At 71.5% G+C, this 12455-nt stretch carries 9 protein-coding genes; 4 read left to right on the top strand and 5 right to left on the bottom strand.

Annotation, left to right across the window (positions count from 1 at the left end):
• Nucleotides 1-91 precede the first annotated feature (91 nt).
• Both IT371_26705 and IT371_26700 read left to right on the top strand, forming a co-directional pair.
• On the top strand, nucleotides 92-1426 hold the full coding sequence (locus tag IT371_26705) for a YXWGXW repeat-containing protein (protein ID MCC6751272.1): 1335 nt from the start codon (nucleotides 92-94) through the stop codon (nucleotides 1424-1426).
• Nucleotides 1427-1518: 92 nt separating this feature from the next.
• Nucleotides 1519-2577: a cyclic nucleotide-binding domain-containing protein gene (locus tag IT371_26700; GenBank protein MCC6751271.1), complete on the top strand. Its 1059-nt coding sequence runs from the start codon at nucleotides 1519-1521 to the stop codon at nucleotides 2575-2577.
• Between the two features lie 78 nt (nucleotides 2578-2655).
• On the opposite strand, the gene IT371_26695 is transcribed toward IT371_26700, so the two are convergent.
• The 4 genes from IT371_26695 to IT371_26680 form a co-directional block, all read right to left on the bottom strand.
• A complete protein-coding gene (locus IT371_26695) occupies nucleotides 2656-4692 on the bottom strand; it encodes a hypothetical protein (protein MCC6751270.1) in 2037 nt (678 codons plus the stop codon).
• Between the two features lie 76 nt (nucleotides 4693-4768).
• Nucleotides 4769-5230, bottom strand: coding sequence for a hypothetical protein (locus IT371_26690; protein ID MCC6751269.1), 462 nt, complete (start codon nucleotides 5228-5230; stop codon nucleotides 4769-4771).
• Between the two features lie 433 nt (nucleotides 5231-5663).
• On the bottom strand, nucleotides 5664-6671 hold the full coding sequence (locus IT371_26685; protein MCC6751268.1) for a PEGA domain-containing protein: 1008 nt from the start codon (nucleotides 6669-6671) through the stop codon (nucleotides 5664-5666).
• 108 nt (nucleotides 6672-6779) lie between these two features.
• Complete coding sequence (locus IT371_26680) at nucleotides 6780-7280, bottom strand: hypothetical protein (protein MCC6751267.1); 501 nt, start codon at nucleotides 7278-7280, stop codon at nucleotides 6780-6782.
• Between the two features lie 114 nt (nucleotides 7281-7394).
• Here IT371_26680 and IT371_26675 point away from each other — a divergent pair, with 114 nt between their 5' ends.
• Nucleotides 7395-10193, top strand: coding sequence for a tetratricopeptide repeat protein (locus tag IT371_26675; protein MCC6751266.1), 2799 nt, complete (start codon nucleotides 7395-7397; stop codon nucleotides 10191-10193).
• 7 nt (nucleotides 10194-10200) lie between these two features.
• Here the strand turns inward: IT371_26675 and IT371_26670 are convergent, their stop codons facing one another.
• Complete coding sequence (locus IT371_26670; GenBank protein ID MCC6751265.1) at nucleotides 10201-11424, bottom strand: PEGA domain-containing protein; 1224 nt, start codon at nucleotides 11422-11424, stop codon at nucleotides 10201-10203.
• 226 nt (nucleotides 11425-11650) lie between these two features.
• Here IT371_26670 and IT371_26665 point away from each other — a divergent pair, with 226 nt between their 5' ends.
• Entirely contained in the window at nucleotides 11651-12445 is a 795-nt protein-coding gene (locus IT371_26665) for a hypothetical protein (protein ID MCC6751264.1), read from the top strand.
• Nucleotides 12446-12455: the final 10 nt, after the last annotated feature.

Here is a 12455-nt window from a genome sequence, read left to right as displayed (position 1 = left end):
AACTCTTGACCCGCGCCGCAGACCGCCCTGAGGCGTCGGTCGCGGTCGCCGCCCATACTCGTCGGTGGAGTCATCAGACCGGAGGTGGGATATGCGCGCTGGGAGTCTCGTGCTGGCGGGAGCGGTCGTCGCCTTGGCGGCCTGCAGGCCTCCGCCCCCGGTCTACATCGTAAGTGCCCTCCCCGAGGAGGCCGTCACGGCCGAGGCCCCTCCCGCACCGCTCGACGAGGTCCCCTCGCCCGCCCCTGCCGAGGGGTACGTCTGGCAGCCGGGCTACTGGCACTGGGGGAGCGAGGGCTACGAGTGGACCTCTGGCCAGTGGCTCGAGCCGCGGCAGGGCTACGTGTTCGTGGCCGCCTCGTACCGCTTCGACGGAGGCGTCTGGCGGTATCGCCCGTGCCACTGGATTAGGCGGCCCGCGCCGGTGCTCCCCGAGAGGATTCGGGTAGCCGCCCCCGAGGTGCCACGCGAGCTCGGAGCACCGGTCTCGCCACAGCCCGCCGTGCCCGAACGGACCCTTCCCGAGGCTCGACGCCAGGCGCCGCCGGCTCCCGACGTCCTCCCGCGACGCGCCCCTCCCGCGCCGTCGGACGTGCCGATTCGCCGCGCACCTGCCGCCCCTGACGCCGCGGAGGAGATCCACGGCTCGCCCTTGCCCTCGGCGGACGAGTCCGCGCCCATCGTGGCGACCCAGCCCCTGCGCCGGGGCCCGGTAATCATCGAGGTGGGGGGCGAGGACGCTCCGGACGCGCGCCCACCGGAGACCCTGCGGCAGCGCCCCGACTTCCGCGGCGAGCGCGCGGGCCGGATGGTCTTCGGTGACGACCCGACCACAGGAGGTCGCTATCGCACCGACGCGACCGGCGCGATCGTGCTCGCCCCCGAGCGAGGCGAGTCCCGCGGGTGGGGCCGTCGCGAGCGGGGCGGTAGCCTCATTCTCGCGACCCCCCCGGACCGCACCGAGACCCCCGACCGAGGAGCGCCGGGCTGGGATCGCCCCCGGCAGTATCACGACCCGACCTTCCGGGTCGGCGTCCCGCTCCAGACGCAGGCCGACCGGCGGGCCGTACTCCTCGCCCACCCCGCCTGGAACCCGGCCGAGCGGAGCTCTCCGTCGGTCAGCTCGGGGACCTATTCCGGGGGCCGGAGCCTCCGGGCAGAGCCTCTCCACGCGATGCCGCGGGAGAGCTTCTCCTCCCCTGCGCACCGCGCCGAGCCCACCTATCGCGCATCGAGCCCCGTGCACGAGACGCGAGCTCCGACGCCCGTCTACAGCGCTCCGACGATCACCCGCGTGAGCGCCCCGAGCGTCTCGAGCGCGCCCTCCTCGCCCACGATTCGCAGCGCCCCGTCCGTCGTGCATTCCTCCGGCAGCTCGGGGGCGCTGCACGCCGCGCCGGGCTCGCTGCGTCTGCACGGTCGGTAGGTCGGCCCGCTGTTCTCACCGGGCCGCACCGCCCTCGCGTCTTGCCGAGTGCGCTGCGCTATCATGAGCGGCCCTTCCGGCGAGAGAGCCCCGTGAGCCTACAGACCCTCTGGCTACAGAACCCGATCTTCGCCGCGGCGGGCGCCAAGGCGTGCGCGCAGCTCGCGCAGCGCTGTCCCCCCCTCGAGCACGGCGCAGGCCGCCCGGTCGTGCGGGCCGGCGAACCAGCCGACCATCTGCACGTGGTCCTGAGCGGCACGGTGCGCGTCTTCCATCGATCTCCTGACGGACGCGAGCTGGTGGTCAAGCTCCTGCGGGCTCCCGTGGCCTTCGGCGAGATGGAGCTCCTGCACCACCTGGCCTTCCTCGAGAGCGTGGACGCCCTCGACGACGCGCTCATCGCGCGCATCCCCGAGGCGGTCTACCTGGAGTTCCTGCTCGCCCACCCCGCCGCGATGCTCGAGCAGCTCCGTGCGGTGGCTGGCGCCTTCTGCGTGGCCGCGCGCAACGAGCAGCAGATCCTCGCGCCGCTCGACCAGCGGATAGCGAACCTCTTGCTGGCTTACGGTGACCTCTTCGGCCGACCGACGGCCGGTGGAGGCGTGCTCATCACCCAGCCGCTCTCGCAGGAACAGATCGCGCACTCCCTCGGCGTCGTCCGGCGCTCGGTGGCGCTGATCCTGTCGAGCTGGGTCAAAGCGCAGACGATCGCCAAGCAGGGCGAGCACTACGCGCTCCTCGCTCCGGAGCGGCTCGAGAAGCTCGCGGCGCCGATCCGCAACAGCCTGGCCTTCCGCCTCGACATGGCTCTCGACCGGCTGACCCCCGAGGCGCCGGCGACAGTTCGTGCCCACGTCGAGGTCACGAGCCCCGCCGAGCTCGCCACGGGCTTTCGCTACGACGTGCGCCGCGAGCTGCTCGTCGGCCGCCAGCCGCCCGCCCGGCTGCTCATCGTCGACGAACACATCTCGCGTCAGCACTGCCGCGTCTTTCTCGGCACCACCGGCGGAAGGTACTGGGTCGAGGACCTGGAGAGCGCGAACGGCACGCTGCTCAACGGGCGACCGCTCCGCCGGGGCGTGCTTCGCGACGGGGACCGGATCCAGCTCGGGCCCGTGGAGCTCCTCTTCACACTGACCGAGGCACACTGAAGAAGTGCAGGGAGGAGGCGCCGCACCGACGCGCGGTCGCCGCGCCGGCGCGCGCAGTGGTCGCCCGTCCCCGCGCGTTCACCGCACGAGCGTCGGCACCCCGTCACGCACCATGGTGGCGAAGAACGTGGCGACCTGCCGCGCCGCCGTCGACTGATCGAAGAGCACGTAGTGGCCGTCTCGATGGCAGGTGCCCGCGTTGCAGTAGCTCTTCTCGGGGCACCCGTCGTCGTTCTGGCACGCCGGCCCGGTGGGCGTCGTCGCGTACTGGAGCAGCCCCGCCGTGACCTGGCGCCCCGCCACCGTCAGGTTCCCGGCCACGGGGAGCTGCGCGCTGGGCAGCCCACGCAGCGCGAGCCCCGGTACGCTGCGCACCACCCCTCCGACGTGGGGCGCCCCCGCCGCGACCGCCAGCGACTCCGTCGTCTCGTTCGGCGTGTAGTGGTCCACGAAGCCCTCGGAGAGGAAGAGGTGCTTCGGCCCCACCTCGGGGCGTGGGCGACGCAAGAGGAGCGGGCCGTAGTTGTTCGGGTCGCCGGGCTCGAGCGCGGTCTGGAGCAGGTTCAGCACCGGATGGAAGGCATCCACGGGCTCCCGCAGGATCTGCCCGACGAGGGGGAGCATGCTCGTGGGCTGGGTCTTGTGGAGAATGGAGAGGACCGACCCGCCCCCGGCCCCCGACAGGACCGCCCCGCGCACCCGCGGTTCGTGTGCGAGAAAGATCGCGCCGGTGAGCCCTCCCTGCGAGTGGCCCATGAAATAGATGCGCTCGCTATCGAAGCGCACCTCGTAGTCGAAGTTCTCGGGCGGCGGCGCACCGGGCGCGCCGACCCACGGCAGCGAGGCGAAGCGCAGCCGCTCGACCAGGCGCAGCAGCGAGAAGTCGTCGATACCCCCCTGCGCCAGGTTGAAGATCGAGGCCACCGGGTTCTGCAGATTCACCAGCGTGAGCTCCGGGCTCGTCCCTTCGGGCGCGCGCGGTCCGTGCAGGTTCTGGTCGATGCTGATCACGGCCAGGCGCGCAATCACCTCCCCGTCGGGGCCGGTGACCCGCGCGAGGCGCTCCGCGGTCTGGTCCTTGATGAAGCTGCGATAGCTCCCTCCCGTGCCGTGCGCGTAGAGCACCACGGGCCAGCCCCCCGCGGGCATCGGCCCCCGCGGCACCGTCAGGGAGAAGCGCAAGGTCTCGGTCCGCGCCACGGTCGGTGCGCCGTCGGCGTCGAAGCGAAGCTCTCCCCCGTCGCCGAGGAAGAGAAACGGGACCTGCCCGTGCTGGAAGTGCGGCGCGCGATAGGTCCCCTGCACCTCGAGATAGTTCGCGGTGACCGCCGCCAGTCCGAGGGCCTCGCCCTGCGGGGGCTCCTGCCGGTAGACCACCTCGCGAGCGCGTCGCACGGCCTCCGTCGGATTCGAGGTGGTGAAGACCGCAGCGGAGACGACGCCGGTGACCCCCTTCTCTTTCAGGTAGTCCCGCAGCGGCTGATAGGTCTGGTGCGCCGCCGCCGGGATCGGCGCGGAGACCGCGTCGGCGAGCAGCGCGCGAAAATCGCGGTCCGGCTGCACCGGCTTACCCCGCACGTCTAGCAGCGCGTCGGTGAGCAGCACCGCGTAGCGCGTGCCGGGCTCGAGGATGAACCCCGTCACGGGCAAGATGGAGAGCGCGTGCGGCCCCACGTACTTGCCCGCCCCCTCGGCGAGCTTCCAGCGCACGGGGATCCGCTTGCCGTAGTCCACCGACCGCTTGTCGATGCACACGTACGCGATGGACGCGCCCGGCGCGAGGCTCTCCTCGGGGGACTGCGGCAGCGTCTTCGGGTCGATGGAGTCGGTGAAGCGGAAATAGGTCGCGCCGCTCGGAGAGAAGCCGCCGGAGCTGCCCTTCGTCACGAGGTCCAGGTAGCGCTGCAGCATCACGGGCTGCCCGCGCGAGAGCTGCGCGAGGTCTACCGTGCCGTCCGGGCGACGGCGCAGGTCGTTCGGGTAGGGCACCGCGAAGAGATCGGCGTCGGCAGGCTCGGTGAGAGCGAAGAGGGCCCGCGTGACCGCACCGGCTCCGGTCCCCGGGCCCGCGTCCGAGGAGGGCGCGGACGAGGACGACTGGCAGCCGGCGACCACGAGCAGGCCGGTGCCGAGGAGGATGCGCCCGCACGCCGCGAGGGCGACGCGGCCACGGGAAAGAAACGGAGTCCCGTCAGTCCGGCCGACAGGTCTTGAGGCTTGCTTCGACGCCCTCCACGCGCACCTTGACGCTGGCGCAGTCCCGCGCCGCCGAGGGGCAATCTTGTGAACCATCGCAGGGATAGTAGCAGGTCCCCTCGTCGGTGCACAGGCCGCTGGCGCAGTCGAGACCGCTCGTGCAGCGCGCCGGCGTCGAGAGGCCCGGGGCCGGAGCGACGCAGACGAGCTTGGGCTTGCCCGTGAGGTCGAGCAGCGACGTGCAGATCTTGCCGGTGGCGCAGTCCACGTTCCGCTTGCAGGTCGCGCCGGGGTCGGGCGCGACGCAGTGACCGGCGCTACACGCGAGCGCCGGACAGGTGCGCACCTTGACCGCCGCTCCTCCGGCACCGCAGAGGGCCGCGGAGCCGCCGAAGCAGACCCACGCCCCCGCCGCGGGGCAGACGGGGACCACGTCCGACGCCTGACTATCCCGCACGGTCGCGTCGCGTCCCGCGTCCAGCCGCCGGCCGTCGCCGCGCAGGTCCGGGGCCCCCTCCGCTCGCGCGTCGAGCGGCGAACTCCCATCGCCGGGGAGCGCACCATCCGCCGCGCGCGCCTCGCAGCGATTCGCGCTCAGGTTGCAGACCAGCCCCGCGCCGCAGGGCGCCCCCTCCCCGCACCAGTCGGGGTTCGTCCGGGTGCACCCCGAAAGCGTCCCACAGGCGATAAGGAGGCTGGCCAGAACTAGTTGTGCAGGGATCGCGGTCGAGGCGCCCGACGGGCCAGGCGCGAGGAGGGCGCATACTCGTCGGTATGTAACCGACGAGCAACGCAGCCAGCCGGGATGGATCGGCCGCGAGGATGCACAGGTAATTCTGGCCAGCCTCCTAAGCGCCGCCCCGAGCACCCACCCGACCCGCCACCCGCGTTCAGTAGTCGACGCCAAGCATCACCTGCAGTCCGCGCGCCCCGGGAAGAATCGCCACTCGCGGCGCCGTGGTTCGCGCCCGATGGTCGAGCACGAACATCGCCGCCGCCGTCCCGAGCGCCGCCCCCCCGAGGGCCACGAGCACCACCCCCGGCACGCGCGTGTCAAAGAGGTCGCGACAGTTCGGGCCACCGGCGCAGCTTCCGTGCAGCGCCCAAAGCGTCGCCCCCGAACCCGCCAGCGCGACGCCCGCGCCGAGGCTCGACCAGGCGAGCCAGCGGTAGAGCCGCGTCTCGCGCCTCTCCGGCTCGGCGGCGTTCGCCCCCGCGGCCTGCGGAACGAGCACCTCGTGCACGGTCTGGCGCTGCCCGGGGCCGAGCGCCATCACCCGCGTCACCGGGCCGTGCCCCGGGTGGGTCAGCTTGAGCTCGTGCCGCCCGGGAGCGAGCAGCCGACGGAGCGGTGCCCGACCCGCGGGGACGCCGTCCAGCGTGACGGTCGCGCCCGTGGGACTGCTCTGCACCTCGACGAGGGCGTGGGTCTTGAAGAAGGCCTGCGCCCCGCGATGCAGCTCCGCGCCGGCGACCGCCACGGCGCGACCGATCTCGGCGAACGTGCAGACGTCGCAGCGTCGCGTCACCTGAGCCAGCGGCGTCCCGCTGAAGGTCTCGAGGAAGGTCAGCGTAAGATCGTAGCTCGACCCCATGGCCGAGACGCCCCCCACCACCACGCGCTCCACCTTCAGCAGGCGCCCCACGTTCACGAGGCACGGGCCGATCGTGCAACCGGGAGGCACGCCCCCCTCTTCGAGGCGTCGCTTGACCTCCTCGGCGGAGAGGACAACGTAGCCGAGGTTCTGCAGGACGGCGCGCAGCCGCTCGTCCGACTGCTGCTGCAGCGCGGGCGGCACGTCCACGAACCGGAGGTCGAGCACCGCCACGCGCTCCGCCGCATGCAGCGGCACGGCCCAGAGGACCCCGACAAGTAGCGGCAGGAGCCGGCGTGTCATGAGAGAGTTCGTACGCCTCGTCGTCGACCGATGACAGCAGGAGAGTAAGCCAGCTTGCGACGGCGCTCAAGCGTTCGCGCGGCGCCGAGCCTGCTCGGCGTGCAGGAGCTACGCGTCGAGGTCGGCGAGGAAGCGCATCTGAAGACCGTCGAGCATCAGGTTGCGCTGCTCGGCGGTGAGACGACCGTCACGACAATCCGACTGCAGCTTGTCGAAGCTGCCGCGGAGCTCGCGCACGAGCTGCCGATAGCGCGAGATCTTGCCCGCGATCTCGCCCCGGTTCCGCACGAAGTAGGTGATGAGGGAGGCTGCCGTCGCGCTGAGCAGCAGCGCTCCGAGGGGGCCCGACAGCGCGTACTTCAGCCCGAGGCGCAGCGCGACGACCCCCGCGGCGCCGAGCGCCATCTTCTTCATGCCGCTGCCGGACTTGAACGAATCCACCGCCAGCGACCCCATCTCCCCCGAGGCGATGATGAGCGCGATGAAGCTTCCCTTATTCTTCTTGCCGCTCCGCTCGTAGTAGGCGTGGATCGCCTCTTTGAGGAAGGCGTCGAAGTCCTCGTGACTATCCTTGCCGGTGGCGGCCGGTGCCGTCTGCGCGGTGGCCATGCTCCGCTCCTTCCGTTTGGGCGAGCTTCCACTCAAAGGCTACACGCCCGCAGCGTAAGCTGCAATGAGAGGGGGCTGTGGTTAGTATTACGGCTCGTCTCGGGAGAACGACCCATGCAGCGCGGCGCCATCCTCACGTTTTGCATCTGCCTCTGCCTGCCGACCGTGGCCCACGGCGCGACGCTGAGGGAGGCGCGCCGGCTGCTCCGCACCGGCAACTACGCCGCCGCCGAAGCGGCCTTCGCCAAGCTGGGCCCCCGCGAGGGAGCCGCCGCCCTCGTCGGTCTCGGGCGCGTGCAGCTCGAGACGGGCCGCCACGCCGAGGCGCAGAAGAGCGCCGAACGTGCGCTCGCACGCGCTGGGGGCGGCGCCGCTGCGGCCGAGGCGCTGACGCTCAAGGGCGAGGTCCTCCGCGCCCGCGGGGAACGGCCCGCCGCCGAGCAGGCCTTCAAGCAGGCGCTCGCCAAGCACGCCAAGGCCCATCGCGCGCGCGCCTTTCTCGGACTCGTGCAGCTCGAACGCGGCCAGGCCGCCGAGAGCCGCGCCACCTTCGACGTCTTCTACGACGACTTCAAGGGCGAGCGGCTCGACCAGGCCAGCTCCGAAGAGCTGACCTACGTGGCGATGGCCTGCCGCTACACCGACAACTTCCGCGACGCGAGCGACACCTATGGCGACGCGGTGAAGGCCGACCCCGAGAACGTAGAGGCCCACGTGCAGTGGGGCGAGATCTCGCTCGAGAAGTACGAGGCGGGGCACGCCGAGAGTCACTTCAACGCCGCGCTCAAGACCAACCCGCGCCACGTCGGCGCCCTGCTCGGGCTGGCGCGCGTACACGCCGAACGGGACAACGACGTGCGCAAGGTGGAGAAGCTCCTCGACCAGGTGCAAAAGACGAGCCCTCAGGACGCCGACGCGCTGGTGCTGCGCGCGCAGCTCTTGGTGGACAACGAGGAGAACGGCAAGGGCGAGGCGCTGCTCGCGCAGGTCCTCGCGCGAAACCCGAACCACCTCGACGCGCTGGCCGTGCTCGGCACGAGCCAGTTTCTGCGAGACGACCTCGCCGCCTTCAAGCGGACCAAGGCGCGCGCCCTGGCGCTGAACCCGCGCAACACGGCCTTCTTTCGCACGGTGGTCGAGCTCGGCGTGCGACACCACCGCTACGCCGAGGCGGTGGAGCTCAGCCGCGAGGCGGTGAAGCTCGACCCGCAGGATTGGTACTCGCTGGCCGACCTCGGGCAGAACTACCTGCGCCTCGGAGAGGACGAGCTCGGCCTGAAGTACCTGCGCGAGGCCTGGAAGGGGGACCGCTTCAACGTGAAGAACTACAACCTGCTCAACCTGTTCGAGCAGGTGGTCGCCAAGGAGTACGAGTTCATCTCGTCACCGCACTTCAAGCTGCGCGTGCACAAGAAGGAGCGGGCCGTCCTCGAACGTACGGCGGTGCCGGTGCTCGAGCAGGCCTACGCGGCCTACGTGAAGAAGTACCGCTTCACGCCGAAGGGTCCGATCGTCGTCGAGCTCTTTCGCGAGAAGGAGCACTACGCCGTGCGCACCATCGGCCTCGGCGAGCTCTCGGCCCTCGCCGTCTGCTTCGGGCGCGTCATCACCTCGACGAGCCCGGTCGCCGCCCAGTTCAACTGGGGGCAGGTCCTCTGGCACGAGCTGAACCACGTCTTCACCATCCAGATGAGCCGCTCGCGCGTGCCGCGCTGGCTCACCGAGGGGCTCGCCGACCTCGAACCCACGCTCGTGCGCGCCGAGTGGAAGCGCGAGAACGACTTCGACATCTACAAGGCCATCACCTCCGGGCGCCTGCACGGGCTCGCCTCGATGAACAGCGCCTTCAGCCGGGCGCGCAGCATCCAGGACATGGTGGTGGCCTACTACCAGGGGAGCCTGCTCGCCGCGTACCTCATCAAGCAGTTCGGGCTCGGCAAGGTGCTCGCCGCGCTCGCCGACTACGGCCGCGGAAAGCGCACCGAGACGATCCTGCCCGCCCTGACGGGTCTCGACCTTCCGACCATCGACCAGCGGTTTCGGGCGGCGGAGCTCCAGCGCCTCTCGGTCTACCGCAAGAGCTGGTTCGTGGACCTCGAGGGGTACGAGGCGCTCGAGAAGTACGAACAGGCGGCGAAGGCCAAGCCCGACGACCCGGCGACGCAGGCCCAGCTCGCGCTGGCGTCGCTCGCCTCGGGGAAGCGCAAGGAGGCCGAGGCCGCGGCGCAACGGGCGCTCGGCAAGAACCCGAAGGAGCGCCTCGGACTCTACGTCAGCGCCCAGCTCGCGCTGATGGGGGGCCGCCGCCCCGAGGCGGAGGCGCGCTTCACCCAGCTCCTCGGCACGGGCGCCGACGGCTACGAGGTGCGCCTCGAGCTCGGAAAGCTGGCGCTGGCGCGCAACGACGCGAAGGGTGCCGAGGCGCACCTCGCGCAGGCCAAGCGCCTCGACCCCGAGCAGGGGGCGCCCTACGCGCTCCTCGCCTCGGCGTACGAGAAGCGGGGGCAGACCGACCAGGTGATCGCCGAGCTCAAGCCGCTCGCGCACCTCGAGCAGCAGGTCCTCTCGTTCACGATGAAGCTCGTGTCTCTGCTCGCCGCGCGGGGCGACCACGCCGGGGTACGCACCTACGGCGAGATGGCCTACTACATCGCACCGGGCTCGGCGAAGCTGCACCGCCTGCTCGCCGCGGCGCACGCGGCCCCGGCCCCGACGCCGCGGCTCGAGAAGGCCATCTGGCACCTCGAGACGGCGCTCCTCTGCGAGCCGGAGAAACCGGCGGAGCTCCACGTCGAGCTCGCGCGGCTGCATCTGCGCCGGGGGGACAAGCGGCGGGCGCGGATCGCCGTCACGCGCGCCCGCGCGCTGGACCCCAAGGTCCAGGGACTCGCGGAGGTGGAGAAGAAGCTCTAGCTCTGGGTTAAAACTGCAGCAGGAAACCGAGGCTGCCGCCGCGGGCCGAGAGCTGCGGGGCGATGACCCAGCGCGGGGCGGAGGGACGGTCGGTCGCGGCGGCCGAGTCGTCGTCGGTGCGCGCGGGGCGGGCCTTCTTGCGCGGGGCGAAGGCCTTGTAGGCGAAGATGGCGGTCACGATCGCCGACGCCGCGGTCGCGCCGATGAGGATGTTCACCACCGTCGCGCGCGTGCCGCCCTTGTCGCAGGTCTGGCGCAGCTCGTCGAACCGGCCGGCGAACCCGCAGGCGTCGGCGTCCCCGTTCTCGAAGGCGCGCTTCTGTTCCTGCTCGAGGGTGATCTCGCGTCGCGAGTGCTGCAGCAGCAGGTTGTCCACGATGTCGTTCTTCGTGTTCTGCAGGTTCAGCACCGACAGCCCGGTCACGAGGATCACCACCCCGAGAGCCACGGTCCCGGCGAGCCCCGTGAAGAAGGCCCCGCGCCACCCGGAGCGTCGATCCTCGGGCTCCGGCGTCACGGGCTTCACGGGGACGCCGACCTTCGGCCCCGCGACCTCCGCCCGCTCGAGGACGGCCTCGACCCGCGCGGACTGTCCCCCGGTGACCACCACGCGCTGCGAGAAGGTCCGATAGCCCGGCTTGGTCACCTCCACGACGTAGGTCCCGGCGAGCAACCGCTGCGAGATGGGGCGCTCTCGGGAACAGGTTCCGACGGCCTCGGTCCCGATCGTGACCTGGGCCTCGTCCGCCGCGCAGGTCACCGTGAGCTCGCCCTTGCCCGGCACGAAGAGCGCGCGGGCGAGCCGCTCCACGGCGCGACGCGGCTGCGCGCCTTCTGCCGCCGTGAGCTTCTCGTTGACGAACTTCTCCACGCGGGCGGTCGGCACGTCGAGCAGCTTGAGCCCGAGCTGGTAGCCGCGGCCGACCCGCCGCACGGTCCCCCAGAGGAGCTTGCCGGCCTGGAGCGAGCGCCCCACGCGGGCCATGCACTCGTCCGCCTCGTCCACGCAGCCGAAGACCAGCTTGATCTCGTCGAGCGCCTTGCCGGGCACCAGTCGGTAGCCCGAGGTGCGCGTCACCAGCTCGCGAAGCACCGTGGAGACGCGGCCCGCGACGTCTACCGAGGCGTCGAGCGGGTCCACCCCCAGCACGGCGACGGCGGTCTGCGCGTGGGCACGCCCTGGGGCGAGGCCGACTCCGAGGAGAAGAATCAGGGCGCCCAGCCGTCGCATGTTCGTGCCTCGCCTCCCGTTCAGCTCGGCCCATTATAACGAAGGCCGTCGTCGGTCTCCAACTTCCGCCGCCATTCCAACGTGATTCCAGTCGGCGGCCACCGCACCGGTCGCCTCGGCGAGCGTGACGACCGTCTCACCTTCCGCCCGTTGCCTGGCACCTACCCGTGGGCTATGGTGCGCGCGCACAGGGGCTCCGCATCGAGTCCCGTCGAGGAGGAATGTCATGTTGCTGCGACCGACCCTGAAGATCCTCGCCGCTTCCCTGAGCATCGCGCTCCTCTCGGGGAGCCTCGCGCTGGCCCAGACGCCCCCCGCGCCCCCGCCGCCGCCGGAGGGGGACGAGCCGCCGCAGCCGACCTTGCCCACGACCCCCGGCCAGCCGGCGGCCACCCCGACGACGCCCGCGACCCCCACGACGCCGACCACGCCCGCGACTCCGGTAGCGACCCAGAACGCCGCCACGCCGAGCGTCGGCCAGCCAGCCTCCAGCACCGACCCGACCTCTCCCGTGGTGCGCGCCGAGGCCGGCAACTGGGGCATGTTCTTCCGCTTCGGCGGGCTCGCCACGATGACGCACGTGGGTGAAGCCCAGGCCGTGGCGGCCGGCGCGCTCCTCACGATGGTCGGCATGAAGCCGGTGATCAACGCCAACTGGCGCATCCCCTTCTACTTCGGCGCCGTCGTGCGCGTCACGAAGCCGGACGTCGCCGACGCGGTGGCTGACTACGGCCTGCGCGTAGGGGCCGGCTTCGAGTACCACTTCCGTACCTGGCGCCGCATCTCTCCCTTCGTCGGAGGCGGCTTCACCTTCGGCGTGGTGGACCCCGCCGGTCCGAACAACTGGCGCTTTGGCTTCGGCTTCGGACCGACCCTCGGCGTGGAGTACTACATCGGGGATCGCGTGAGCCTCACTGCCCAGTACCTCTTCGCTCTCGACTTCGAGCTCCAGAGCGGCGCGTTCGTCTTCACCATGGCCACGGCCTCTGGAGGTGCGCTGACCGTCACCTACTATTTCTAGAACACCGCAC

The sequence above is a fragment of the Deltaproteobacteria bacterium genome, assembly GCA_020848905.1.
Lineage (GTDB): Bacteria > Myxococcota_A > Polyangia.
This window is presented reverse-complemented; position numbering and strand designations above follow the sequence as displayed.